This is a genomic window from Campylobacter sp. CCUG 57310, assembly GCF_013201975.1.
GTDB lineage: Bacteria > Campylobacterota > Campylobacteria > Campylobacterales > Campylobacteraceae > Campylobacter_A > Campylobacter_A canis.
In genome coordinates this window covers 1,925,796-1,952,170 of the sequence record NZ_CP053845.1, presented here as the reverse complement: position 1 = coordinate 1,952,170, position 26,375 = coordinate 1,925,796, and the positions used below count along the sequence as shown (strand labels likewise).

Sequence of the window (26,375 nt, the reverse complement as noted above, 5' to 3'; positions counted from 1 at the left end):
GGACTTAAAAAATGATAATTTCTGCCGGTCAAAATGAAATTTTTGATTTTGCTTTGCCGATGGGAGTAGGGCTTGTCGATATGAGCATAAATTTGACAAAATTTTTATGTGAAAATCAGCAAAATTTGCCTGATGAGATTTTATTTGTAGGTTCGGCAGGCATTTATAAAGATGGAAAAATTTTTGGAATTTATGAGAGTGCGGTTGGTGCAAACATTGAAATTTCAAGCTTGGAAGATAAAAGCTATACTCCGTGTAAGAAAGAAATTTCATTAATACAAATTTGTGACAAAAATTTAAACACCAAAGTTTCACATGAAACTATCCGAGTAAATTCTTCAAACTTTATCACGACTGATGAAAATTTGGCATATAGACTTGCTGAGCTTGGCTATGCTCTGGAAAATATGGAATTTTTTGCAGTTTTAAAAGTTGCGACAAAATTTAAAATTTCCGCCAGAGGTATCTTTGTCGCGACAAATTTTTGCAACCAAAATGCACATGAGGACTTTGTAAAAAATCACCAAAAAGCCAAAGAGATACTTATAAATTCACTTAAAGAGAGAAATTTGATATGAAAAATCTGCTTGACTATACACTTGATGAGCTTGAGAGTGAATTTAGTCCCAAATTTCGTGCCAAACAAATTTATGAGTGGATTTATAAGAAAAATGCAAATTCGTTTGACGAGATGTTAAATTTGCCTAAAGCTATGCGAGAGCAGCTTAGAGGAGAGTTTTATTTCGATCCACTTAAATGTGTAAAAGCCGAACAGAGCAGTGACGGTTCTATAAAATATCTTTTTGAACTAAAAGACGGATACCGAATCGAAAGTGTTCTTTTGCCCATGAAAGAGGAGCAAAGCAATGAAGACGGCAGGCCAACACGACATGCTCGCTATACTATATGTGTTAGTTCGCAGGTTGGCTGTAGAATGGGATGTTCGTTTTGTCTGACCGCTAAAGGCGGACTAACGCGCAATCTAACGCCTGGAGAGATCGTAGGTCAAATTTTGTGGATAAAAAAAGCTAACAATATACCTTATGAGAGGCGAATAAATATCGTTTATATGGGCATGGGTGAACCTCTTGATAATCTTACTAACGTTAGTAAAGCGATAAAAATTCTTATGGAAAATGACGGACTTGCGATAGGTGCAAGGCGTCAGACAGTTTCAACCAGCGGGCTTGGCTCACAGATAAAAAAGCTTGGAGAGATGGATTTAGGTGTGTTGTTAGCCATATCTCTGCATGCCGTTACTGACGAGCTTAGAACAAAACTAATGCCTATAAATAAGGCTTACAATATCGAATCGGTTATGCAGGCTGTTAGAGAATTTCCCATCGATATGCGCAAACGGGTTATGTTTGAGTATCTTGTTATCAAGGATATGAATGACAGCATTAAGGATGCCAAAAAGCTTGTCAAGCTACTTCACGGCATCAAAGCAAAGGTAAATTTGATATATTTTAATCCCCACGAAGGAAGTTTGTATAAACGACCAGAGCTTGAGGATATGCTTAAATTTCAAGAATACCTTAGAGATCACGGCGTAACTTGCACTATTCGCCAAAGCAAGGGACTTGATATTTCTGCTGCTTGCGGACAACTCAAAGAGAGAAATGAGAGCATATGACGGCTCTTGATATCGCTCAGATTGTTTTTGTATCTATTGTTGTTGTTTTGGGACTATCTCTTATGGTAAAAGTTATGTTTTTTGAGGATGGGGATCAGAAATAATACTAACTTTTAATTTTGTTAGTTGAATTTTACTAACAAAATTTAGCTTTTTACTAAGCTCGGTGAGCAAATTTTTCTTTTGCAAGCCTATAAAATTCTCTTTTTGCATCAAATTTTGTCTTTATATCATAAATTTGATCTTCTAACTCAAATGAAATTCTATCCGCATGCAGTAAGAGCCTCGAAGCCCCTGTTAAATTTATGCGCTCGATCTCACTCATATCTTTATCTAAAATTTTGATTATCTGCTCTTTTTGTAATCCATAAAGCGGCTCACCTAAAATTTTTCGTTCTACGTGAAACAAATGCAAACGAATTTGGTGTTGCCTTCCCGTAAGCGGAATGGCTCTAACAAAAGTCGCGTCAATATCTTCAAAGTATTCTAGCGGTGAAATTTCAGTGATCGCCTCTTTACCGTTTTCGCAAATTTGCATTCTCATCTTTATGTCGTCGTAATCGTTTGCTAGATCCATCTTGGCATTTATGGTTAAATTTGTAGAAATTTTGCCTGAGACCATCGCTACATAGCTTTTTGCAACTTTTCTATTCTCAAAGAGCTTTTTTAATTGAATTTGCGAAATTTTATCTCGCGCTACTACGATTAACCCGCTTGTCTCGAAATCCAAGCGATGTGCCACACTTGCCTCACGCCCGTATAAGTACCAAATTTCATCGTTGAGCGAGTATTCACAGTTTCTGCCGTTTGGGTGACTTAAAACTCCGCTTGGTTTGTCAAAAACCGCAAATTTATCGCACTCAAATATCGGCTTTAGTCCGCGCGGGTTAGTTTCGTAGTCAATAAGGCAAATTTCACCGCTTAAAATAGCATTTTTTTCACTCACTACTATTCCATTGCAAATTAACCTTCCTTTATCGATAAGCCGTTGAGCATCTCTCATAGAAAAGCCCGAATTTATCAAAATTTCATAGGCTTTTTGCCGGTTGGCGCGCGCGATAAATCTATTAACGTATGGCAAATTTAACTCTTTAATTTAAATTTTACTAAATAACCAAATATGAAATTTAAGTTCAAATTTAGCCGTTTATAACCCGTCTTTCAGGGCAGTTTTTGTATAATTTTTTTCTTAAAAAATTATACAAAAATATTCATAAAAGGCTAATTATGGTAGAACGATACTCTCGCAAAGAGATGGCTGATAAGTGGAGTATACAGGCTAAGTATGACGCTTGGCTAAAGGTCGAGATAGCGGCGGTCAAGGCTTGGAATAAGCTTGGGTTCATAAGCGATGAGGATTGTGAAAAGATAGCTAAAAATGCAAAATTTAACATCGCTAGAATAGACGAGATAGAAAAGACTACGAAGCATGACGTTATAGCATTTTTAACTAGTGTTAGCGAGAGTTTGGGAGACGAGAGTCGTTTTGTGCATTACGGCATGACAAGTAGCGATTGTATCGATACGGCTGTTGCTTTGCAGGTAAGAGATAGCCTAGAGCTTATCATAAAAGATGTTGGGAATTTGATGAGTGCGATTAAAAAACGCGCTTATGAACATAAGCATACATTAATGGTCGGCAGAAGCCACGGAATTCACGGCGAGCCGATCACATTCGGACTTGTGCTTGCGATCTGGTATGACGAGATAAAAAGAGGTCTTGAGCTTATAAAAAATGCAAAAGAGGTCATAAGCTACGGCAAAATTTCAGGCGCAATGGGAAATTTCGCTCACGCTCCGCTTGAGCTTGAAGAATTTACTTGCGCCGAGCTTGGATTAAGCTGCGCGCCCGCAAGCAACCAAGTTATCCAGCGTGACCGCTATGCTCACGTTATAAATGCCATCGCCATCCTTGCTTCAAGCTGCGAAAAGATAGCCGTAGCCGTTCGCCACTATCAGCGCACTGAAGTTTATGAGTGCGAGGAATATTTTAGCGCCGGACAAAAGGGCTCAAGCGCCATGCCGCACAAGCGAAATCCGGTTCTAAGCGAAAATATCACCGGTCTTTGCCGAGTTCTTAGAGGCTACATTATGCCTATGCTTGAAAACGTAGCGCTTTGGCACGAGCGCGATATCAGCCACAGCTCTGTTGAGAGATTTGTACTGCCTGATGCATTTATAACGGCTGATTTTATGCTGGTTCGTCTTACAAATTTGATAGAAAATTTAGTCGTTTATCCTGAAAATATGATGAAAAATTTAAATCTAACGGGTGGGCTTGTCTTTTCTCAACGCGTGCTTTTAGAGCTTCCAAAGCGCGGAATTTCACGCGAAGATGCCTATAAAATAGTGCAAAGAAACGCGATGAAGGTTTGGGCTGATCTGCAAGAGGGCAAGCAGGCTATAAATGAAAAAGGCGAGAGTTTGTATCTGCAGAATTTGCTAAATGACGAGGATTTAAATAAGGCGCTTAGCAAGGATGAGATAAAGGCTTGTTTTGAGTATAGCTACTATACGAAAAATGTTAATGGAATTTTTAAAAGAGTGTTTTGTGAATAAACAAACCCATTTAAGTAAAAATCAAACCATAAATTTAGGAAGCTACTACACTCCAAAATTTGTAGTTGATATCGTTTATGATATGCTTGGCAAATATATAAATTTTAACGACTTCGTCTTTCTTGATAGTAGTTGCGGATACGGTGATTTTTTTACTAAAAATTTAAAATATATAGGTGCGGATATAGATGAGGTTGCACTTAAAAAAGTATCTAGGGATGTACTAAAAATACATACAAATTCGCTTTTAAATTTAAGCAGGGATAAATTTGAAATACAAGCAACCGATAATCTTGTTATAATAGGTAATCCGCCTTACAACGACAAAACATCAATAGTGCGAAACAGTATCAAAAAAGAGCTGTTTAGTATGGATAAAAATTTAGAACATAGAGATTTGGGTATATCGTTTATGCGTTCTTTTGAGGTTTTAAAACCTGAATTTGTTTGTGTTTTACATCCTTTGTCATATTTAATCAAACAAACTAACTTCAATGCTCTGGCAAAATTTAAAAATAATTACAAGCTAATAGACGCCGTCATAATAAGCTCTGAAATTTTTACATCAAATTCCAATACTTTTTTTCCTATAATCATAGCGCTATATGAAAAAAATAGTCTTGGAATGAGTTATGAGTTTATTAAAAATTATGAATTTAAGACTTATGAAAGTAACAAATTTTGTCTCAGTGACTTTGATTTTATAGGCAACTATGTACAAAAATACCCAAATCATAACGATAATCGTGAAGCTGTTGCATATTTTCATACATTACGCGATATAAATGCGCTTAAACGTAATCGGACTTTTGTGAAAACTCAAGGTGCAAATACTGTTAAAGTTTTTGCCGAAAATTTAAAATACTACTGCTATATTGACCATTTTAAAAGATTTGCAAATAACTTGCCGTATTATTTCGGAAATCTTGATGTCTTTATAGATAATAATAAATTTTTAGAAATTTCAGATGAGTTTTTAAATACAAAGGGTAGTAAAAACATAGATAAGTATTTTAAAACTTTAATAAAAAATATACAAGGAGAGAGTAATGCAAACTATTCTAGATGATAAAGCTATGGAAGCGATTAAAAAATCTGCAGGCGATAGTGGTGGTTTTCAAACACTTATGAAAAAGTTATTAAATCAACTTAATGGTCAGATTTTAACTTATGATGAGGATGATTTGGAAAAACTAGAAAGATACACAAAAGAATATGGTGTTGGCGGCTTTGAAAATAGATGTAAAACCGTTTTAAATTGCATAAAGAATAGAAAAAGATAAAAATGAAAGTAATCAAACGTAACGGAAGAGCTGAAGAGCTTGATATAAGTAAGATCAAAAAATACACAGGTGCCGCGGTTGAAGGGCTAGAAAACGTAAATTTAAGCGAGCTTGAGGTCGATGCTAAGATTCAGTTTCGTGACATGATAACGACCGAAGAGATCCAGCAAACACTCATCAAGACTGCTGTGGATAAGATAGATATAGACTGCCCTAACTGGACTTTTGTCGCGGCGCGTCTGTTTTTATACGATCTTTATCATAAAGTTACGGGTTATAACGGCTACAATCATCTGCGCGAATACTTTGAAAAGGGCGAGAAGGCAGGGCGCATTATCCCCGGACTTAAAGAAAAATACGATTTGGACGATCTAAACGCCTACATTAAGCCTGAGCGCGACTTGCAGTTTGCCTATCTTGGTATAAAGACGCTTTATGATCGCTATTTGATCAAAGATAGCAAGGGTATGCCTATCGAGCTTCCGCAGCAGATGTTTATGGCTATTGCGATGTTTTTAGCGCAAAATGAGCTTGATTCTCAGGGTTGGGCTAAGAAATTTTACGACCTTATCAGCAAATTTGAAGTCATGCTTGCAACTCCTACTCTTTCAAATGCCCGCACAACTCGCCACCAGCTAAGCAGCTGCTATATCGGAAGCACGCCTGATAATATCGAAGGGATTTTTGATAGCTACAAAGAGATGGCGCTTTTAAGCAAATTTGGAGGCGGTATCGGCTGGGATTGGTGCAAAGTACGCGCTATGGGCGGCAGTATCGACGGACATAAAAACGCCGCAGGCGGAATTATACCATTCTTAAAAGTAACTAACGACATAGCCGTAGCGGTCGATCAGCTTGGTACAAGAAAGGGCGCTATAGCCGTATATGTCGAGCCTTGGCATATGGATGTCGGTGATTTCTTAGACCTTCGCAAAAATTCAGGCGAAGAAAGACGCAGGGCGCACGAGCTATTCCCGTCGCTGTGGATAAATGATCTCTTTATGAAGCGACTTAAGTCAAATGATCGCTGGACGCTATTTGACCCTGCGCAAGTTAGTGATCTGTGCGACCTGTATGGCGAAGAATTTGAAAAGCGTTATGTAGAATATGAAAACGACGAAAGTATCCAGAAAAACACTATTTTAGCCAAAGAGCTTTGGAAGAAAATTCTAACCAGTTATTTTGAGACGGGCATGCCGTTTTTGTGCTTTAAGGATAATGCAAACAGAGCCAATCCAAACGATCACGACGGGCTTATCAGAAGCTCAAATTTATGCACCGAAATTTTCCAAAATACCGAGCCGAATTATTACAAGATCAAAATAACTTTTGATAATGGCGAAGAGATGGTGTTTGATGAGGAAGATGACGTTACTATTGATAGCGGTATAACGAAAAAGGCTAAGAAGCTAAGTGCGCTTGACAGCCTTGACAGAAAGCAAATTTTCATCGTTGAGAAAGAAAACGTAGAGGGCAAAACAGCGGTTTGCAACCTAGCAAGCATAAATTTAAGCAAGATAAATTCCAAAGAGGACATCAAGCGAGTAGTGCCGATTGCCGTTAGGATGCTTGATAACGTAATCGATCTAAATTTCTATCCGCACAAAAAAGTAAAACATACGAATTTATCCTCTCGCTCGATCGGACTTGGCGTGATGGGCGAAGCGCAAATGCTCGCGCTTAAAGGCATCAAATGGGGTAGCTACGACCACCTAGCCTTGATAGATAGCATAATGGAAAATATCAGCTACCAGGCTATCTATTCAAGCTCAAATTTAGCCGTTGAAAAGGGTAAATACCCGACTTTTGAAGGCTCAAAATGGAGCAAGGGAATCTTCCCGATAGATGTAGCAAACGAAAACGCAAAAGCTCTCGTAAATCGTGGAGGGCTGTTTGATGAGGATACTTGCGATTGGGATTGGTTGAGGCAGAAGGTTAAAACCGACGGCATGAGAAACGGCTACTTAATGGCTATCGCGCCGACTAGCTCGATATCTATCCTTGTGGGTACCACGCAGACGATTGAGCCTGTGTATAAACGCAAGTGGTTTGAGCAAAATTTAAGCGGTATGATACCGACTGTCGTGCCTGATCTAAGCCCTGATACGTGGCAATTTTATACGCCTGCATACGAGCTTGATCAAAGAGTCTTGGTAAAAGCCGGCGCTATTCGCCAAAAGTGGATAGATCAAGGACAAAGCCTAAATATATTCATGAGCCTTGATAAGGCAAGCGGCGGATACCTGAACGAAATTTACACTCTTGCATGGGAGCTTGGACTTAAATCAACCTACTATCTACGTTCCGAAAGCCCTGATAGCAACAAAGTAAATAATGTAGCCGATCGCTCTATCGAGTGTGAGGGGTGTCAGTGAAATTTATTTTTGGAAAATAAAATGAAACTTGATAGATTTGAGATAAGAAATTTTCGTTCCATTAAAGATATAAAAATTCCTATTTTGGAAATTGATGGTAAAAAATGTTTAATTTTAGTTGGTAAAAATGAAGCCGGCAAGAGCAATATACTAAAGGCTATTGCTGCAGTATTTGGTAAATATAGAGTTGGTATAAAAGATCAAAATAAAAATACAAAAAAAGAAGATCATGGGTATATCCGTGCTGTATTTAAATTGGAAAGACATGATTTTTCTATAATTAACAAAAAAATAATTGAAAAATATAAATTAAAAGACACAAATATTTTTCAAAATAGTTTAAGTATTGAACAATTTATAGAAGAAGCATTTTGTGATATCCTGTTGCGCATCAAAATAGAAAATGATACAAAACCTTGTCTTGCATATTGGAAAAATGATGATTTATATAATAAATATCAAATTTTAGAGGCTTTGTACTATGATACGAGTAGTAAATCAATTTTGCCTTTCGAGAATACACAAAATAGCTTAGGATCAAATGAAGAATTTTTAAATGATCTAATGGCTAGTATTTTTAGTATTGCAAAATCCAACATAGCATCTATTGAAGATTTGTGTGAGCAAGCTATATTCTGGGAGTATAGTGATAAATATTTACTGCCATCTAGTGTAAATATTCAAAGTTTTAAAGACGATCCAAGCATGTGCTTGCCCTTGAAAAATATTTTTTATTTAAATGGATGTAAGGATATATATAATGAAATAGAAACAGAACTAGAGAAAGATAAAGGATTGCATGGATTTTTAGATAAAATATCAAAAAATACAACAAAAGAATTTAGGAAAATCTGGTCTGATTTGCGTAATATTAATTTTGTTATTAGAAAAGATGGTGATGAGTTTGATATAAGAATACAAGAGCAAGAATTCTACTCAACAGAAGATAGAAGTGATGGTTTTAAAAGATTTATTGCAATACTCCTAATGCTGTCTGTTCAGGATAGAACAAAAGACCTCTGTGGTAAAATAATTCTATTTGACGAACCAGATACATTTTTGTACCCAACAAGTGCAAATTTTTTAAAAGAAGAACTGCTTAAAATAGCAAAACAATCAATTGTTATATATTCTACGCATTCGCCATTTATGATAGATAATGATTGTATAGATAGACATCTTGTCATTGAAAGAAAAGATGATGTATCAAATATTATCCCTCAAGATAAATCGCCATATAAAGAAGATGAATTGTTAAAAAGAGCTATAGGCACTCATCTTTTTGAAAGCATTAGACCCAAAAATATAATATTTGAAGGCTATACGGACTATAAAGTATTTAAGAAAAATTGCAAACAAAAAGATTTTGAAAATTGTGGTTTGGTTTATATGAACGGAATAAAAGACGCTGATTGCATTTCTAGAATAATGATGCTAACTGGTAAAAAATTTATAATAGTATCAGATAGCGATAAGGCTTCAAAGGATAAGAAAAAAGAATTTATTATAGGTTCTCCTGATTTAAAAGAAAATTGGATTGAGTATGATATTATACAAGGAAATATAAAGACTTTAGAAGATTTCTATAAAGATGAATATATAAATAAAGTATTAAAAAAAGAAGGTTTTAGTAATTACGAGCATAACAGCGAACTGTCGGTGATTGAAAATATAAATAGACTTAATCTAAGCAGAGAGGCAAAGCATAAAATTAAGAACAAAATGTCAAATGAGATAACCAAAAAAGACTTAAAGGAAGAATATTTTAATTTTATAGCTAAAATAAAGGACATAGTTCAAGCATTGTAGGTTTCAAATTGAACATATGATGCTTGCTTAATTGAGCTATAGTTTGTAGATCTTCTTTAAATTCCCCAAATTTACACTCAAATTTAAAAGCATAAAATCAGCTATCACAAGCCTTGCCATCGCGGTTGCAACGACGCTTCCACGGATACCGATACACGGATCGTGTCTACCGCGAAGCTCGCAGATCGCATTTTCGCCGTGGATATTTTGTGTTTGTTGAGCAAGAAATATCGAAGGAGTCGGCTTAAAATGCGTAGTTATTAAAATTTCAGCCCCCGTGCTCATGCCTCCAAGTATTCCGCCTGCGTGATTTGAGAGAAAGCCCGCTTCATTCATGCAGTCGTTATTCTCGCTTCCTAGCATTGCGCTTGCTTCTACACCCTCGCCGATTTCTACTGCTTTTACTCCGTTTATGCTCATCATCGCAGCAGCAAGTCTTGCGTCAAGCTTGTCGTATAACCCTTCGCCAAGCCCGGCAGGAGCGTTTAAAATTCGTGTCATAACGCTAGCCCCCACGCTGTCGTGAGCTTGTTTAGCTTTTAAAATCTCATCCATCATCAAATTTTCTTTATCAAGTGCGAAAATTTCAGAATTCCCTGCTGCGTCAAAGTCAAATTTTTGCGCTTTTACGGTTCCTACTCCGCTTACGCCGCTCTCTACTTTCACACCAAATTCATTTAATAAAATTTGAGCAAACGCCCCGCCCGCCACTCGCACGGCAGTTTCTCTTGCAGAGCTTCGTCCGCCGCCTCTGTGATCTCGAATTGCGTATTTTTTAAAGTATGTATAATCAGCATGTCCCGGGCGAAAAATTTCACGCAAATTCTCATAATCTTTTGATTTTTGATTTTCGTTGTAGATGACAAATCCAATCGGCGTACCCGTGCTAACGCCTTCAAAAATCCCGCTTAAAATTTCGATTTTGTCGCCTTCTTTTCTTGCGGTGGCGAATTTCGACTGCCCCGGCTTTCGCTTATCAAGCTCGCCTTGTAAAAACTCCTCATCTATCTTAACTCCCGCAGGAAATCCGTCAAGCACGCCGCCGATTGCCGCTCCGTGACTCTCGCCGAAGGTTGTTAAGATAAGCTTTCGTCCGAATGAATTCATGATTTGTCCTTGATCTTTTCTATCGCCGTTTTTGCCGCAAGCTGTTGGGCTTCTTTTTTACTTTTGCCGATAGCTCGAGAAATTTCAACATCTTTTAGCAAAAGCGCGATCTCAAATTCCTTTTTGTGATCGGGTCCAAATGAGCGCACGAGCTTGTATTCGGGTGTTACGCCAAGCTTGGCTTGAGTGATTTCTTGCAAAGTCGTTTTATAATCCTTGGTCAAATTTTTAAGATCGATATCAGGATAGCATATCTCAAAGAGCCTTATGGCTACGCTATTGACCTCCTCAAAACCGCTTTCTATGTAAATAGCTCCCATAACCGCCTCAAAAGCGTCCGATAGTATCGAAATTTTCTCGCGCCCGCCGTTGTTTTCTTCTGCTGCGGATATAAATATATGCTCGCCTAAATTCAGATAGCTTGCCAAATTTGCAAAGCTTTTTTCATTGACAAGTGCGGCGCGAAGCTTGCTCATATCGCCTTCGTCGGTGTTTTTAAATTTGCGAAACAGATAATCGGCTATCACCAGATCCATCACCGCATCGCCTAAAAATTCAAGCCGTTCGTTATTTTTGCCTTTTTTGCAGCTTTTGTGCGTAAGTGCGTTTTTTAGGTTATTTATCTCTTTAAATTTGTATCCCAGCTTTTCTTCGAGTGCTTTTAAATTTTGCATTTTTATAGGTTGCCTTCATCTTTTATCTTGGTTGCCGCCTGCCTTGCTAGCGTGTCACAACGCTCATTTTGCGGATGTCCGTTGTGAGCTTTAACCCATGTGGCACGGATGTCGTGAGGTTTTGAAATTTCTAAAAACTCCTGCCACATCGGGACGTTTTTTACATTTTTAAATGCCTTTTTTACCCAGCCCTCAAGCCACTCGTTTATCGCGTTTGCCACGTATGAGCTATCGGTGTAAAGCTTAACGACGCAAGGCTCTTTTAGAGCTTTTAGCCCTTCGATAACAGCCCTAAGCTCCATTTGATTGTTAGTTGTCATGGCTTCGGCTCCGCTTGCTTCTTTTGTGTGTTTGCCGTATTCTAGGATATATGCCCAACCGCCTGCGCCCGGGTTATTAAGGCACGAGCCGTCGCTAAAAAGGCATACTGTTTTCATTGGATTTTTCCGTGATATGAGGCAAAATTTGAGCGCTTCCTAGCTCGTGGCAGATCGGACAGCGGTAAAAATGAAGCGGAAAGGAGTTTTTGCAATTTTTACAGATGTAATTAAAGCTAAGATCGGCTTTGTTAAAGCCCGCTTTTTTTAAATTCGTCATCACTTCAAGCTCAAATCCAAGCTCTTTTGCCGGCTCGTCGCTTAAATTTTTAGCGTAAAATAGCGATTTATACTCTTCATCGCTTAAATTTACCGCCCGCTCTTGTCTGTAGATGATATCAAAAACGTCTTTTAATGGCGGAAAATCAGGGAAATTTACGATATCCGCTCCTTTTTGCAGCCAGTTTTCAAGCGCCATGCGATTGGCAAGAGTAAATTTGTCTTTAAGCTTTAAAATTTTATCGGTTTTTTCTTCCAGACTCATCTGCTTATCTATCAAAATTTTCATGATATCGATATAGGCTTTTTGGGATTTGACGTCAAGTCCAAGCTCTTCAAGCGCATCAAGAGCGTTTAGCGCTTCGTCATACTCTTTTAATTTTTCATAAACGACAGTTAGAAATTTAAGCGCGGTTTGGTTGCGCGGAGATAGCTTTAACGCTTCTAAAAATATATCTCTAGCCTTTTGCAAAAAACCCGCTTTGAAAAATACCTGCCCCAAATCCGTAAAAATAGGCTCTTTTTCGCTTTTGCTCTTTGCTTTGCTAAGTGCGATCGAGTAGATATTTATCGCCTTTTCGAAGTAACCGCTCTTTGCAAACGTGTTTGCTAGAAAACAAAGAGAGGCGCTATCTACGTCAAATTTGACAAGCATATCTTTATGCTCGCTGCTAAGCCCTTCGGTTTTGTCAAATTTCTTTAAAAATTTCTCTAGCTCCTGCTTTTCGTCTTTGTTTCTAAAAACACCCCAGATGTAGCTTAAAACGGCTATCATAAGGACAAGCGAAACAAACACGACAAGCCCGAAAATCGGATCTCTAAACTCTATAAAAAATATATCCAATGTAAATTCCAACGCTAAATTTTAAGCTTATTATAGCAAAAATGTCGTTTGGTTTTATTCCCGCTTGTCTTTGGTGTCTGGTTTGTCTTTATAAAATTTAGCAAAGATTGCCCGAATGGCTTTTAGGCAGCGGTTCAGTGTGAAATCAAACAAGTGATTGTATAATCTCGCTTATGATAGATCCAAAATCCATTGAAAAACTCAAAGAACAAGCCGATATAATCGACATCGTAGGGCACTATATCCCACTTAAAAAATCAGGCTCAAACTACGTCTGCGTATGTCCGTTTCACGACGATAAAAACCCGAGCATGAGCGTGAGCCCAAGCCGCGGGATATTTCACTGCTTTTCATGCAAGGCGGGCGGAGACGTCATAAAATTCGTGATGGATTACGAAAAGCTTACATATCCGGAAGCTATCGAAAAGATCGCGATGCTTTCAAATTTCACGCTTAATTACGTAAAAAACGAGCGTGAAAATGTGAAAGAAAATAAACACGTCCTTGAAAAAGCAAACGCCTACTATCGCAGTTTGCTTTATAAGACTCCTGCGGCGATAGAGTATCTATACTCGCGGGGTGTTACGGATGCGCTTTGTGAGAAATTTGAGCTTGGGTTTGCACCTGATAGCATTCAGACGATAAGACTGCTTGAAAACGAGCAAATTTTGCCAAACGAAGCGCTTGAATCAGGCATCGTCAAGCAAAACGAAAGCGGAATTTACGCAAGTTTTATCCAGCGTATCACCTTTCCGATCTACACGCACACGGGCAAGCTTGTTGGCTTTGGAGGACGCACGCTTTCGGGACATCAGGCTAAATACGTAAATTCGCCTCAGAGTGAAATTTTTGATAAATCAACGCTTTTTTACGGCTATCACTTGGCAAAACGCGACATTCACGCCAAAAATCAAATCATAATCACCGAGGGCTATCTTGACGTGATTATGCTTCATCATGCCGGATTTACCAACGCCGTAGCGGTGCTTGGAACGGCTCTTACGCAAAAGCATTTGCCGCTTTTAAAGCGAGGCGAGCTAAGCGTGGTGCTTTGCTTTGACGGTGATAGTGCGGGCATAAACGCGGCTGTTAAATCCGCTCACCTGCTTGCGCAAAACGAGATAGACGGAAGTGTCGTTATCCTTGAAGGCGGAGCCGATCCTGCCGATATGGTCGTGGCAGGCAAGATAAAAGAGCTTGGCGATATGTTTGAAAGCGGAGTTGAGATCGGAGAGTTTTATATAAGAAATTTAGTGGCTAAATTTGACCTAACCCGCCCGATACAAAAGCAAAAGGCTCTTGAAGAGGTGCGTGAATTTACGATGAGTCTAAAGCCGATAATTGCAAATTCTTATGCGCCGCTTGTGGCAAATTTGCTTAAGATAGATATGAATTCCTTTCGTTTAAGCGGTGTTACAAGGCAAAATCTTAACTCTCAAGATTTCGTTTCTCAGCAGGAATATCAAATTGCATATCAAACAAACGGCATGAAAATTCCGCTTCGTTCAAGCGTAGAAATTCAGCTTATTAAGACAATTTTAGAAAATCAGAATTTAAGCGATATGGTTTTAGATTTAGTAAGGCGAGAGTATTTTTTGAGATACGGTGATATATTTGATGCGGTATTGCGAAGATCGGATGAGGATGAGCCTATTTTACGCGAAATTTTGCTATTTAACGTTGATGTTTTACAAGATGAAGCGACAGTACTAAAAGCTATTTATAGGCTTAAAATTGATTATTACAAAGATATGCGGGCTAATTGTTTGGCTTCAAATATACCTTATGAAAAGAAAGAGATCACTTTAAAAAAAATAAGAAAAGTATTAGAAGATTTGGAGGAAAAATTTAAAAAGTGAAAGCGTTAGTTTTATTTAGCGGTGGGCTTGATAGTATGCTTGCTATCAAGCTTTTAAAGGAGCAAGGCGTAGATGTGCTTGCTATTCATATTGATATAGGATTTGGTGCGGGCGAGAGTAAATTTGAGGTGCTTAAAAAACGTGCGGCAATGGCGGGAGCGGAGTTAAAGATAATCGATATCAGAAGCGAATATTTGCAAAATGTGCTTTTTAATCCGAAATTTGGGTATGGTAAGCACTTTAATCCCTGTATCGATTGTCACGCGTATATGTTTAAGACGGCTCTTGGCATGATGGAGGACGAGGGTGCGAGCTTTATTGCTACGGGTGAGGTTCTTGGGCAGCGTCCGATGAGCCAAAGGCGCGATGCTATGGTGCATGTAAAGACTTTAGCTAAAGATGAAGATGATCTTATCTTGCGTCCGATGTCGGCACTTCTTATGAAGCCAACCAAGCCCGAGCACGAGGGTTGGGTGGATAGAGAGCGCCTGCTTGGACTTAGCGGAAGAGATAGAAAACCTCAGATAGCGCTTGCTAAGAAATTCGGTTTTGTGGATTTTGAAAGCCCTGCGGGTGGGTGCTTGCTCACGGTCGAAGGCTTTGCAAACAAGATAAAAGACTTTTTAAAATTTGATAAAGATATGAGCCTAAAAGATATGCAGCTTCTTAGGATAGGGCGGCATTTGAGGCTTAAAAACGGCTCAAAGATGGTGATCGGACGCGACGAAAGCGATAACGAAAAACTACTCGCGCTTCAAAATCCGAAATTTGCTCAAATAGAGTTTGACGATAGCGTTGTGGGCGCGGTTAGTCTTATAAATTTAAATGCCGATGAGGAGGATCTTAAATTTGCCGTGCGTTTAGCTCTTGCTTATACAAGAGCGGATAAAGAGCGCGAGTATAGCGCTAAAGTCGGCGAAAGAACTATCATCACAAAGCCATTTGAGGATAAAAGCCCCGCTCAGGAGTGGTTTATAACGTAAAGGAGAATTTATATGGTGCCAAGTCACAAAGAGATGATGCTACCGATACTTTGATTTCTTAGCGCTAAAAGCGAAGCGGATAGAAAAGAAATTTATGAATTCGTGTCGAAATATTTTAAACTTAGCGATGATGAAAAGGAGCTTAAAATACCAAGCGGTAAAGTGCTTTTATACGTAAGCAGGGCTAGTTGGGCATTAAGTTATCTTGCCTCTATACAAGAGGTTATGAATTTGCCAAAAAATAAAAGACCTGCTCAAAAAATAGGGCGAGGCACTTTTAAGATAACAGAATTTGGTGTAAAAATTTGCTCCGATAAGAACTCTGAGGCTAAATTTAGCTCTTGGTATGACGAGGTTTATAACAAAACCAGAAGTAGCAAACATAACAAGCCGTTATCTGCAAATGAACAAAATTCAAAAGATATAACTCCGATAGAAGCTATAAATAGTGCCGATATAGCGCTTAAAGAGCTTTTAAAGGCTCAAATTTTAGATGAGATAAACGCTAAAAGTCCCAAATTCTTTGAAGACTTGGTAAAAAATCTTTTGGTTAAGATGGGTTACGGCGAAGGCACACTCACAAAAGATGGAGCCGATGGCGGTATAGATGGGATAATAAACGAAGATGAGCTTGGAATTTCTAAAATTTATATTCAGGCTAAGCGCCGGCAAGGAAGCATCACCCGTCCCGAGCTTAATAAATTTGCAGGAGCTATTTTAGATAAGCAGACGAAAAAGGGCGTTTTCATCACTACTTCAAAATTTACTAAAGATGCCGAGCATTATGCGAAAAACTTGCAGGATCACTCTATAGCTCTCATTGACGGCGAGTGACTTGCGGAATTGATGATAAAGTATAAGGTGGGCGTTGAGGTCAGACAAAATATCGAAATTTGTGAAGTCGATAAGGATTTCTTTGACGAGTTTGTTTGATTTAAGAGGCGAAGCGCCCCTTAAATTTATCTAGCATAAACCTTAGATAGTATCGATTTGCTGATTTTCTTGCTCTCGCCATCCTCGGTTAAAACGATCTCTTTGATACTCACGCTTTTGTCGGTGTTGATAAAAAAGCTGAATTTGTATTCGCGAGCTTTGATCTCTTTAGGAAGTGCACCTAGCCACAGCGGTTTAACTTCGCGTTTAGTAAGAAGCGTGATATGAGAGAAGTTGTGAGCAAAGCCCGCTAACGCAAATAATGAGTCTTGTTTTATATCATGTTCCTCGGCGAGCGTTTTTGCAATCGCTTCGTTATCGCAAGTTGCGGGAAATATATTTTCTTTTTCATATTTGCAAAATTTATCTGCGATCTCAATGATCTTTTCTTTGTTTAGTTTTGTGCCCGGCTTTATGCGCTCAAATTCGCTCGTAATTCTTTCTACGGCTTTATCTAACTGCTCTTGATTTTCGTCTTGCTCTTTTTTAAGTGCGGCTTGATATTTGCCGTTTATATCTTCAAATTCCGTCTTTAATACGCTTGGTTTTACTGTGCAAGTAGCGCTTACTATCTTTTGATCCTTGTTACTCTCATCAAGCCACTTTACGCTCCCGCACTCTTTAAATCCATTGATCGCAGTGCCTATGCTCATTGATTTGTCTTGCTCGAAAGTATATTTTTTAACCGTGTCGATATTATTATCGCCACATCCGTAAAACGCCGCTAAAATCGCAAGCGGTAAAAATTTCTTCATTCTTTTCCTTTTGGTATGAAATTATTTTTGAATTTTATTAAACAAAAGTAAATTTTAGCTCTTTACATTTATCTTTTTACCAAGCGTATAAAATTCCCCGCCCGCTACGTAGTGAAGGCTTCTTAACTCCTCCTCGCACTCGTCAAATTTCCATCTACCTTCTTCAAATACTCTAGTATCGGCCCACGCACCCACAACTTCGCCCATAAATAGGTCAAATTCGCTCTGGTTAGCTTTGTTTGTTAGCGCCTTACATACTAACCAAGCGAGGCAACCATCAACTAACGGCACATTAAAGCCGTCTTGATAAAAGAGCCTTACATTTTGCATTTTAGCGGCATTTTGATGTCTTGAGATTAAGCCCAGCTTCATAACTAAATTTGCTTGTTTCGCGCACGGAATACTAACGGCAAAATAACCGCTTCTTTCTATGAGCAAGCGCGTAAATGCCAAAGAATCAATAACTACGCTTATCTTGTCATAATCAAGCGCACAAACCCAAGATGCGCTCATCGCGTTTTCTATGCCTTCAAATTTCGCGCTTATGAGGCAGGTTGGGCCGGTATTTACCAGTCTATAGGCTTTTGAGAGTTCTACTTCTTTTATCATTTTTGCTCCTGTTTTGCGCTAACACAGCTTGTTAGTTAGCGTTAGTTTGCCAAATTTAAAATTTCTTCTATCGTCTTTTTAGTGTAAATTTTATCCATTCTCCAGGCTACGGCATTTTGTGCGGCGACATCAATAATCTCTTCTAGCGTGCTTTTATCTATGTTTAGTTGTTTAAGGCTTGTCGGCGTGCCTATCTTATCAAACCACGATTTAAGCGCTTGTATGCCTTCGTCTACCGAATTTACGCCAAAAATTTCTCGCCCAAACCTCTCAAACTGCGCTAAATTTTTATCTTTATACCACTTCATCCATGCAGGCATCACCACGCTAAGCCCAGCACCGTGCGCACAGTCCGTTACCGCGCTCATGGCGTGCTCTATCATGTGATTTGGAAAGCTTATGTCCTTCGTGCCTGCTCTGGTTATGTGGTTTAAAGCCATTGTCGCAGCCCACGCAAACTCGCCTCTTGCGTCGTATTCATCGGGATTTTGAAGTAAAATTTCGGTTGTTTTTATTATCGTTTTGATGTTAGCTTCAACTTGCAAATTTATGATTTCAGGATGAATGCTTGCCGTGAAATATCCTTCGATAGAATGCGCTATCACATCGCTTGCGGAGTAGGCTAGATACTCGCTTGTTACGGTTGATTGAAGCTTTGGATTTATCACGGAAACTTTAGGAAATAGAGCCTCGCCGCTTATGGCGTACTTTTCTTTTGTTTCTTCTTTGGTTATGATGGCTCCGTTGTTCATCTCACTTGCAGTTGCGGCTAGAGTTATGATATCAAAAATTTTAAGAGCGGTCTTTGGAGTTTTGCCTGTGAAAAAATCCCACACATCACCTTCATAACAAGCTCCCGCGGCGATAGTTTTGGCACTGTCAAGCACCGAGCCGCCTCCAACCGCAAGCACGCTATCTGCGCCAAATTCTCGTGCGATTTTGATCGCTTCATTTACCTTACTTAGCACGGGATTGCTCTTAACTCCGCCAAGAGCGGTAAATTCTATCTGCTCTTGCTTTAGGCTTTTTGCCACTAGGTCAAATAACCCGGTCTGCTTGATTCGCTCGCTTCCATAGAGCAAAAGCGTCTTTTTAGCGCTGAATTTTTTCATATAAGCTCCGATATGCTGCTCTTTGCCTTCGCCGAATTCTATCCTAACAGGGTTATAAAAGCTAAAATGATACATTTTTACTCCTTTTGGGTATTAAGTAGATTGATTATAACAAATTTGAAATTTACCGCATTAATGTTTTTATTTAAATAGTGGCAAAATTCACGATTCGTGGCTTTACTATTCGCTTATAGTCTTTCGTGTTTAAGATGATGGAGCGATCAAGTAAGCCCGCGTTAAAGGCTATCTCGTCAAACCTTTCAAACAGCCTGCTATCAACGATCAGCTCAAGTCTTTCATGAAAACTAAAGGGCGGAACCGAGCCGATAACGCAATCTGTAAGTTCGCTAACTTCGGCAGGACTTGCCAAAGAGGTTTTAGTGCCGTCAAATTCGCAAGTAATAGCCTCTAAATTTGCTTTATAATCCGCAGGAAGAACCGCTAAAACATAATGTTTTGTGTTTTTAAGAGAACTACTTGGACGTGTTTGTTCCGTTGTAGAGCTTTCTTTGATTGCGGTTGAAATTTGCGGACTGACTCCTTTTATCACGCACACAAGAGCCTTTGCTCCCTGTCCTATGAGCGTACCGCGTGCTTTAGCTGAGGCCTCTGAGGTAGCTGCAGGCTCGTGATTTACGACTCTAAAATCAGCTTTGTTTTCGTTTAAAAGAGTGATGATTTTATTCAAAATTTGCTCTGACATAAATTTCCTTTTTAAATCTTAAACTTACGCTAAATTTTAAATTTGAGTTTAGAAATTTTAGCTTAATTTGGTTATGATTTTAAGAAATTTTATAGGTTAAAGATATGAAAACTCTAAAAGAGCTTGTAAATTTACGTGAGCCCGGAATGAAACTTATAAAACAATTCTCAAGTCAGGCTAGAAATAGTTACGAATTTTTACCTCGCGATGAAAAAAGAGCGGAAAATGAGCTGCTTAGCTTGCAAGTAACTACTCGTTCGCCTATGGGAGCGCTTGTTTATGAAAGTGGCGGGCTTATCATAAATCACGGTTGGGTGAGAGTGTTTGGCTCGGGTTGTGAAAAGATGAAGCGCAGTATAGTTTTGTTTAATAAGTCCGTACAAGATGAATTTAGACCATTAAATGCGCCTTATTTACTTATAGCCGATGACGTGCTTGGCGGAAATTTTGCGATAAACGCCGGTGGGCTTGGTAAAGATGCGGGTAAAATTTACTATTTTGCTCAAGATAGCTTAGAGTGGCAAGGTCTTGGCATTAGCTACTCGGAGTTTATAAATTGGGTTTTTAACGGTGATTTGGAGAAATTTTATGAAGGATTTTTCTTTGAAAATTGGCGAGAAGAGGTTAGGGCTATAAGTTTTGATGAGGTATTTGCCTTTATGCCGTTTTTGTGGACTAAAGAGGGTGCTAACATAAATAGTGTTAGTAAACGAGCAGTTAGTGCAGAGGAAAATTTTCGTTTGACGCTTGAATTTGCAAATAGTTTAAAGAGGTAAGTATGCAGATAGATATTAATAACGTTCAGATCGAAGCGGGCTGGAAGAAGGTTCTCAAGCAAGAGTTTTTAAGTCCGTACTTCGCTCAGATAAAACAAAATTTGATAAGTGCTTTGAGATTAGGTAGGGTCTATCCGCCAAATTCGCTTATATTTAACGCTTTTAATTTAACGCCTTTTGATAAAGTGAAAGTCGTAATTCTCGGGCAAGATCCATATCATGGCGCAGGTCAGGCTATGGGGCTTAGTTTTAGCGTGCCAAACGGAGTGCGAGTGCCGCCGAGTCTGGTTAATATCTATAAAGAAATTTACGATGATCTTGGGATCAGCGAGCCAAATTCCGGCGATCTTACATATTGGGCGAAGCAAGGAGTGTTGCTTCTTAATGCGACTTTGACGGTTGGGGCAGGGCAAGCAAATTCGCATGCAAATTTTGGCTGGCAGGAATTTACCGATGCTGCTATAAGAGTCGTTAGCGATAAAAAAGAAAATGTAGTATTTATGCTTTGGGGGAATCCCGCAAAGGCTAAAATTCCTCTTATAGATGCTAACAAACACCTTGTACTAACGGCCGCTCATCCAAGTCCGTTAGCGCGTGGCGCGTTCTTTGGTTCGCGTCATTTTTCAAAGTGTAACGACTATCTTGTTAGCAAAGGCATGAGCGCGATTGATTGGGATTTGAATAATTATAAGTATTAAAAAGGGTTTTTATGGCTAAGCAAAATAAAATTAAAGCGGCGATAGTTTATGATTTTGACGGGACTTTAGCTCAAGGCAATATACAAGAAAACTCATTTTTGCCTAGTATCGGCACAAGCAAAGATAGCTTTTGGAAAGAGGTAAAGCAGATAGCCAAAGCAAACGAGATGGACGAAATTTTAGCTTATATGTATCTTATGATCTCAAAAGCGTCGCTAAATAAAGCTAAATACGACAAAAACAGTATAAGAGCGCACGGAGAAAGCGTTGTGTTGTTTAACGGAGTTGAAGAGTATTTTGGCAAGATCAACGAGTATGCAAAAAGCAAAAATATCGAGCTTGAGCACTACATCATATCTTCGGGCACCAAAGAAATGATAGAGGGCACCTCTATAGCTAAAAATTTCAAATACATCTACGCTTCATCGTATTTTTACGATCAGCACGATATACCTATCTGGCCTGCGATGGCTATAAACTACACGACAAAGACGCAGTTTTTATTTAGGATAAATAAAGGCATTGATAACGCATGGGACAACTCTTTGATCAACAAATACGTAGACGAAGAGCAAAGAGAAATTCCTTTTAGCAGGATGATTTACATAGGCGATGGATAGACGGATATACCCGCTATGAAGATGGTTAATTATCAAGGCGGCTTTTCTATAGCCGTCTATCCGCCTAATAAAAGAAACGCTAAATTTAAAGCCGAAGAGCTAATAAAATATAAAAGAGCCACCTATGCCGCCGAGGCGGATTATAGAGAGGATAAGAAAATTTTTAAAATTTTAAAATCAATTTTAGATCACATTTACGCCTTGCAGCAGATCGAAAAATATAAGAAAATTTAAGGATAAATATGCGTAGAAAAGATAGAAATTTATGCGACGAAGAGGCGCTTGAGATAATCGATAACAGCGAATATGCCGTTATAAGCTGCGTAGATGAGAGCGGTGGAGTATTTTCTATACCTATCTCTATAGCAAGAGAAGGCATGAGTGTCTATATACACGGCGCGGTTGCAGGCTCAAAGGCTAGGCTTTTTAAAGACGGCAAAGATGTTAAGATGGTGTGCGTGTCGTATAATAAAGTTCCAAAGCATACCGAGGCTGAATTTGAGGCGATGAAGGATGATGGAGCGAGACTTGGAAGTAGAGTCTTTACTACCGAATACAAAAGCGCGATAGCTGAGACTAAGGCTTATCTTGTCGCTGAGGATACTAAGAAAATCAAAGCTTTACGACTTCTTTGTGAAAAATATACGCCTGAATATATGAGTGCGTTTGAAACTGCGGCGTATCACGGGCTAAATCATCTTTATATTTACGAACTTAAAATAAAATCTCTAAGCGCCAAGGCTAAAATTTTGTAAAGATTAAGATATATTTTTTATCCGCATTCAAATTTATCTCTACCGACCAGTAAAAATAAATCACCATTATAATGTCATTAAAATATTATTTACTAATTGCTCAAATTTAACTTACATCTAAGAAAACAAGTGTTAATATTAAGTCAAATATAATATTGATTATTAATTTATCTATCTAATATTTATATCAAAAAAGGATAAAACATGCATAAATTTAGCAAGATAGCAGCTATCATGCTTTTGGGTGCGTCTGTTTCTTTAGTACAAGGTGCGGATGTAAAAAATATTCGTGCAAAACGCATGCATACAAATTCTACGTTAGGTACGGCTCAGCTTGATATGGTATCCGTTACCGCAAACAGAAGTGAAACCGATGTGGCTAAGTATGCGGGGCAAGTTAGTGTTATAAATCAGAATGATTTAGCAAAATCACCATCCATTATAGAAAATATCGCAAAGATACCAGGTGTTCAGACAGGACTTGATTATGGAAGACAAGTCGGCCAGTCTTTTAATATTCGCGGATTTGGCTATCAAACCGAAGCAAGGGTTATAATAGAACAAGATGGCATAAAGCGCTCTCCTTCTTTATTTTCAAACCAGATTTCAAGTTTTCGTGTAGATAATGATCTTTTAAAGAGAGTTGAAGTAGTAAAAGGTGGCTCGTCAGTTCTTCATGGAAGCGGTGCGATAGGCGGTATCGTAAGTATGCAAACAAAAGATGTGGGTGATTTTATAAATCCTGATGGCAGTTATGGTGTAATGATCGGACATAGGCAAGAAAGCAATAATATGAATTCAAACCGTGCTGCAATTGCTGTAAAACCTACTGAAAATTTTGGAATTTTGATTTATGGCAAGCATGCTGATTTTGGTATTATGAAAATGGCAAAAGACGGACAAAGAGGCGGCACAAAATATGCAGTAAATGATGAGCGTATCAATACTGTATTTGCAAAAGCACAATGGGATATAACTGATGAGCATGGACTTGATTTTAGTGTATATAACTATCATGAAAATTTTGTTAGTCCTTGGCAATCGCTTTTCTGGAGTGAGCCGGGATTTGCTCCAACTATTGGTCAACTAAAACAACGCGACTATAAAGTTGAGTATAAATATCTTCCGATAAATAATCCTTGGATAAATTTTAGTGCGGAGTACTATAATTCATCAGCACAAAATCACAGAATCAGATCTGCTACCGGTCGAAGAGCCTTTGTAAATGACTATACAAATAAAGATGATAGATGGGGTATAAATTTAAAAAATGAAAGCTTTTTAAATACCGCTTCTTTAGAGCATAGGCTTGTTGTTGGTGCGGATTATGAACAACGAAAAGAAAATGCTATATTTGTAGCTGATGGAGAGTTGCTTGATTTTGGATCGTTCCCTAATTTTTATAAAGATTTTGGAATTTATGTTCAAGACGTGATTGATTTTTCGAGATTAGAACTAACTCTCGGAGGAAGATTTGATAGATTTAAACGTGGCGTAAAGCTTGAAGGAAGAGAGCCTTATTCTGAATCTAGATTCTCGCCAAAAATTGCTATGGCTTATGAAATTTTTGACGGCTTGAATTTGCTCGCAGGATATGCCGAAACATTTAGAGGACCTACTCCAAATGAAACAGCGGCTGCAGGTCCTCTTAATCCTCATTATTATTATCTGCCGAATAATAGTTTAAAACCTGAAATCGCAAAAGAATTTGAAGTAGGCTTTTCTGTTGATAAAGAAAATTTGCTAGATAATGACAGATTTTATTTAAAAACCACTTATTATAACGGCAACATAAAAGACATGATCGCCATTAAAGAACATCCAGAGCTTGGGAATCCTCCTTTTGATCCTACTGCGCCAAACAGAATATATGCAAGATATGAAAACATAGACAATGCTAAACGATACGGATATGAAATAGAAAGCAGATATGATATAAATAATCTTAGTTTTAATTTAGGTTATGATCATACAAAAGTATATGATAAAAAGACTAAAAAAAGAATTTCTGTATATGCTGACAAGTTAATATTTGGAGTGAATTATTTATATGCTCCATGGTACCTTAATTTAGGAGCTGATGTAAATTACTGGTTTAAGCCAAAACGTGATCAATGGCAAATTGTATCAAGAGGTGAAACATACATTTTTCACAACGAAAAATTTATGATTGTGAACTTAAGAGGTTCTTGGGCGCCTAAGAATTTTGATAGTAAGTTACTAAATCAAGGATTTAAAATCAGTTTTGGAGTAAATAATATCTTCAACAAAGAGTATATGCACACAAGAGAATTTGTTGATTCAAGCAGAGTTGGCAAAGGCAGAAATTTTTATATCGACTTTGAAAAGAAATTTTAACTCAAATTTGAAGGCATAAATTTGCCTTCAAATTCTCTTTTTATCCCCTAAAACCCACTTTAATACAAATTCTAATATAATCAACAAAACAAAAGCCTGCCATTATAAAAAGGAAGTTTATGTTTGCTCTTAAATTTCGACCTAAAACGCTCGATGAAATTTGCGGACAAAAAGATATCGTAGAGATTTTTAAGAAATTTATCGCAAATCAAAAGATCCCGCATAGTATATTTTACGGACTTGCGGGATGCGGTAAAACCAGCTTTGCAAGAGTCGTTGCTGGAGCGATGAGCTATGATTTTTATGAATTTGACGGCGGAAATTTAAAGATAGACGAGTTTCGCAAAATCCTAAAAAACTATGAAAACGCTTTAAATAAACCGCTGTTTTTCATTGACGAAATTCACCGCCTAAGCAAGACTCAGCAAGAAGCGCTACTAATCCCTATGGAAAATTACAAGGCGATCATAATAGGCGCAAGCACCGAAAATCCATACTTTACTCTTAGCTCGGGCATCAGAAGCCGCTCGATGCTTTTTGAGTTTAAGCCTTTAAATTCGGTTGACTTTGAAAAACTGCTTAAGAGAGTGAGTGACGAGGTGGAATTTCAAATAGATGATGACGCTAAAGAGTATCTGTTTAAAAGTAGCGGCGGAGATGCGAGAAGTTTTTTAAATTTGCTTGAATTTGCGCTAAATTTAAGTCCTGATATAACTCTTGAAAATTTAAAAATGCTTCGCGCTAACGCTGTTGGTGAAGGAATTAGCGAGGATGATACGCACTACCACTTGGCAAGCGCTTTTATAAAAAGCATGCGCGGAAGCGATGAAAACGCCTCTATATACTATCTTGCAAGGCTTATTGATGCCGGCGAAAGCGCTGATTTTATAGCTCGTAGGATGGTGATATTTGCAAGTGAAGATGTGGGCAATGCTAACCCAAATGCCTTAAATTTAGCCACTAACACGATGATTGCGGTTAGTAAAATCGGCTATCCCGAAGCGCGTATAATCTTAGCGCAATGCGCTGTTTATCTAGCCTGCTCGCCGAAATCAAATTCAAGCTACAAGGCTATAAATGAGGCTTTAAAGTATGTCAAAGATGAGCCGCCTCTTAAAATTCCTCCTTATCTTATAAACACTTCTCCTGAGGCGAAAGATTATCTGTATCCGCATAGTTTTGGCGGTTGGGTCGAGCAAAAGTATCTGGCAAAACCGCTTAAATTTTACGAAAGCAACGGCATAGGATTTGAAAAGACGCTTGAAGAGTGGATAACAAAAATAAAATTCAAAAAATAATCCTGCATTTAATATTTATTAAAAAAGTCACGA

26 protein-coding genes and 1 pseudogene are annotated in these 26,375 nt (G+C 38.3%); 18 read left to right on the top strand and 9 right to left on the bottom strand.

The window, feature by feature from the left end; translation table 11 throughout:
- Window positions 1-11 precede the first annotated feature (11 nt).
- Together CORI_RS09845 and rlmN are read left to right on the top strand one after the other, a co-directional pair.
- A complete protein-coding gene (locus CORI_RS09845) occupies window positions 12-578 on the top strand; it encodes a purine-nucleoside phosphorylase (RefSeq protein WP_173031823.1) in 567 nt (188 codons plus the stop codon).
- Window positions 575-1,636 (top strand): 23S rRNA (adenine(2503)-C(2))-methyltransferase RlmN, encoded by a 1,062-nt coding sequence (gene rlmN / locus CORI_RS09840; protein ID WP_173031822.1) that lies wholly within the window; start codon window positions 575-577, stop codon window positions 1,634-1,636. Before CORI_RS09845 ends, rlmN begins: the two co-directional genes overlap by 4 nt.
- Before the next feature lie 157 nt (window positions 1,637-1,793).
- Here the strand turns inward: rlmN and CORI_RS09835 are convergent, their stop codons facing one another.
- Window positions 1,794-2,717, bottom strand: coding sequence for an RNA pseudouridine synthase (locus CORI_RS09835; protein ID WP_173031821.1), 924 nt, complete (start codon window positions 2,715-2,717; stop codon window positions 1,794-1,796).
- A 146-nt stretch (window positions 2,718-2,863) separates the two neighbouring features.
- On the opposite strand from CORI_RS09835, the gene purB reads away from it, so the two are divergent.
- From purB to CORI_RS09810, 5 genes are read left to right on the top strand one after another with little or no spacing between them, the layout of a single operon-like run.
- Window positions 2,864-4,195 carry an adenylosuccinate lyase gene (gene purB, locus CORI_RS09830; protein WP_173031820.1) on the top strand — a complete coding sequence of 444 codons (1,332 nt, stop codon included), beginning with the start codon at window positions 2,864-2,866 and terminating at the stop codon, window positions 4,193-4,195.
- Window positions 4,188-5,264 carry an SAM-dependent methyltransferase gene (locus CORI_RS09825; RefSeq protein ID WP_254064924.1) on the top strand — a complete coding sequence of 359 codons (1,077 nt, stop codon included), beginning with the start codon at window positions 4,188-4,190 and terminating at the stop codon, window positions 5,262-5,264. Before purB ends, CORI_RS09825 begins: the two co-directional genes overlap by 8 nt.
- Window positions 5,245-5,478 (top strand): hypothetical protein, encoded by a 234-nt coding sequence (locus tag CORI_RS09820; RefSeq protein WP_173031819.1) that lies wholly within the window; start codon window positions 5,245-5,247, stop codon window positions 5,476-5,478. The genes CORI_RS09825 and CORI_RS09820 overlap by 20 nt, the downstream gene beginning before the upstream one ends.
- A gap of 2 nt (window positions 5,479-5,480) precedes the next feature.
- Complete coding sequence (locus tag CORI_RS09815; protein WP_173031818.1) at window positions 5,481-7,853, top strand: ribonucleoside-diphosphate reductase subunit alpha; 2,373 nt, start codon at window positions 5,481-5,483, stop codon at window positions 7,851-7,853.
- A gap of 21 nt (window positions 7,854-7,874) precedes the next feature.
- Window positions 7,875-9,662 carry an ATP-dependent endonuclease gene (locus tag CORI_RS09810; protein WP_173031817.1) on the top strand — a complete coding sequence of 596 codons (1,788 nt, stop codon included), beginning with the start codon at window positions 7,875-7,877 and terminating at the stop codon, window positions 9,660-9,662.
- Window positions 9,663-9,698: 36 nt separating this feature from the next.
- On the opposite strand, the gene aroC is transcribed toward CORI_RS09810, so the two are convergent.
- Genes aroC through CORI_RS09790 form a run of 4 tightly spaced genes read right to left on the bottom strand, consistent with a single transcriptional unit; the run spans window position 9,699 to window position 12,883 of the window.
- Complete coding sequence (aroC, locus tag CORI_RS09805; RefSeq protein WP_173031816.1) at window positions 9,699-10,769, bottom strand: chorismate synthase; 1,071 nt, start codon at window positions 10,767-10,769, stop codon at window positions 9,699-9,701.
- Complete coding sequence (gene rnc / locus CORI_RS09800; protein ID WP_172129543.1) at window positions 10,766-11,443, bottom strand: ribonuclease III; 678 nt, start codon at window positions 11,441-11,443, stop codon at window positions 10,766-10,768. Before rnc ends, aroC begins: the two co-directional genes overlap by 4 nt.
- Window positions 11,444-11,445: 2 nt before the next feature.
- Window positions 11,446-11,880 carry a ribonuclease HI gene (rnhA, locus tag CORI_RS09795; protein WP_169941646.1) on the bottom strand — a complete coding sequence of 145 codons (435 nt, stop codon included), beginning with the start codon at window positions 11,878-11,880 and terminating at the stop codon, window positions 11,446-11,448.
- Window positions 11,858-12,883: a CDC27 family protein gene (locus CORI_RS09790; RefSeq protein WP_249321679.1), complete on the bottom strand. Its 1,026-nt coding sequence runs from the start codon at window positions 12,881-12,883 to the stop codon at window positions 11,858-11,860. Before CORI_RS09790 ends, rnhA begins: the two co-directional genes overlap by 23 nt.
- 173 nt (window positions 12,884-13,056) lie before the next feature.
- Between CORI_RS09790 and dnaG the strand changes: the two genes are divergently transcribed.
- The 4 genes and pseudogenes from dnaG (at window position 13,057) to CORI_RS09775 (ending at window position 16,559) form a co-directional block, all read left to right on the top strand.
- Window positions 13,057-14,742 carry a DNA primase gene (gene dnaG / locus CORI_RS09785; RefSeq protein WP_173031815.1) on the top strand — a complete coding sequence of 562 codons (1,686 nt, stop codon included), beginning with the start codon at window positions 13,057-13,059 and terminating at the stop codon, window positions 14,740-14,742.
- Window positions 14,739-15,725 carry an argininosuccinate synthase domain-containing protein gene (locus tag CORI_RS09780; protein WP_173031814.1) on the top strand — a complete coding sequence of 329 codons (987 nt, stop codon included), beginning with the start codon at window positions 14,739-14,741 and terminating at the stop codon, window positions 15,723-15,725. Before dnaG ends, CORI_RS09780 begins: the two co-directional genes overlap by 4 nt.
- 69 nt (window positions 15,726-15,794) lie before the next feature.
- Window positions 15,795-16,019: pseudogene (locus tag CORI_RS10825) on the top strand (winged helix-turn-helix domain-containing protein); the annotation flags it as partial.
- Complete coding sequence (locus CORI_RS09775) at window positions 16,008-16,559, top strand: restriction endonuclease (RefSeq protein ID WP_301952218.1); 552 nt, start codon at window positions 16,008-16,010, stop codon at window positions 16,557-16,559. The pseudogene CORI_RS10825 and the gene CORI_RS09775, both read left to right, overlap by 12 nt.
- A gap of 125 nt (window positions 16,560-16,684) precedes the next feature.
- On the opposite strand, the gene CORI_RS09770 is transcribed toward CORI_RS09775, so the two are convergent.
- The 4 genes from CORI_RS09770 to CORI_RS09755 all read right to left on the bottom strand — a co-directional run bounded on the left by CORI_RS09770 (window position 16,685) and on the right by CORI_RS09755 (window position 19,837).
- Window positions 16,685-17,413 (bottom strand): hypothetical protein, encoded by a 729-nt coding sequence (locus CORI_RS09770; RefSeq protein ID WP_173031813.1) that lies wholly within the window; start codon window positions 17,411-17,413, stop codon window positions 16,685-16,687.
- A 54-nt stretch (window positions 17,414-17,467) separates the two neighbouring features.
- Window positions 17,468-18,022: a flavin reductase family protein gene (locus CORI_RS09765; protein ID WP_173031812.1), complete on the bottom strand. Its 555-nt coding sequence runs from the start codon at window positions 18,020-18,022 to the stop codon at window positions 17,468-17,470.
- 41 nt (window positions 18,023-18,063) lie between these two features.
- The gene (locus tag CORI_RS09760; protein WP_173031811.1) at window positions 18,064-19,209 is read right to left on the bottom strand and encodes an iron-containing alcohol dehydrogenase; all 1,146 of its coding nucleotides are present in this window, start codon (window positions 19,207-19,209) and stop codon (window positions 18,064-18,066) included.
- 70 nt (window positions 19,210-19,279) lie between these two features.
- Window positions 19,280-19,837 carry a YbaK/EbsC family protein gene (locus CORI_RS09755; protein ID WP_173031810.1) on the bottom strand — a complete coding sequence of 186 codons (558 nt, stop codon included), beginning with the start codon at window positions 19,835-19,837 and terminating at the stop codon, window positions 19,280-19,282.
- 104 nt (window positions 19,838-19,941) lie between these two features.
- Between CORI_RS09755 and CORI_RS09750 the strand changes: the two genes are divergently transcribed.
- The 7 genes from CORI_RS09750 (at window position 19,942) to CORI_RS09725 (ending at window position 26,342) form a co-directional block, all read left to right on the top strand.
- The gene (locus CORI_RS09750) at window positions 19,942-20,613 is read left to right on the top strand and encodes a DUF2625 family protein (protein WP_173031809.1); all 672 of its coding nucleotides are present in this window, start codon (window positions 19,942-19,944) and stop codon (window positions 20,611-20,613) included.
- 2 nt (window positions 20,614-20,615) lie between these two features.
- Complete coding sequence (ung, locus tag CORI_RS09745; protein WP_173031808.1) at window positions 20,616-21,311, top strand: uracil-DNA glycosylase; 696 nt, start codon at window positions 20,616-20,618, stop codon at window positions 21,309-21,311.
- Between the two features lie 11 nt (window positions 21,312-21,322).
- Entirely contained in the window at window positions 21,323-21,931 is a 609-nt protein-coding gene (locus tag CORI_RS09740; RefSeq protein ID WP_216842245.1) for an HAD family hydrolase, read from the top strand.
- Between the two features lie 15 nt (window positions 21,932-21,946).
- On the top strand, window positions 21,947-22,165 hold the full coding sequence (locus CORI_RS10615) for a hypothetical protein (RefSeq protein ID WP_216842244.1): 219 nt from the start codon (window positions 21,947-21,949) through the stop codon (window positions 22,163-22,165).
- Between the two features lie 8 nt (window positions 22,166-22,173).
- Window positions 22,174-22,686 (top strand): pyridoxamine 5'-phosphate oxidase family protein, encoded by a 513-nt coding sequence (locus tag CORI_RS09735; protein ID WP_173031807.1) that lies wholly within the window; start codon window positions 22,174-22,176, stop codon window positions 22,684-22,686.
- A 204-nt stretch (window positions 22,687-22,890) separates the two neighbouring features.
- Window positions 22,891-25,044, top strand: coding sequence for a TonB-dependent receptor (locus CORI_RS09730; RefSeq protein WP_173031806.1), 2,154 nt, complete (start codon window positions 22,891-22,893; stop codon window positions 25,042-25,044).
- 119 nt (window positions 25,045-25,163) lie between these two features.
- Complete coding sequence (locus CORI_RS09725) at window positions 25,164-26,342, top strand: replication-associated recombination protein A (RefSeq protein ID WP_173031805.1); 1,179 nt, start codon at window positions 25,164-25,166, stop codon at window positions 26,340-26,342.
- Window positions 26,343-26,375: the final 33 nt, after the last annotated feature.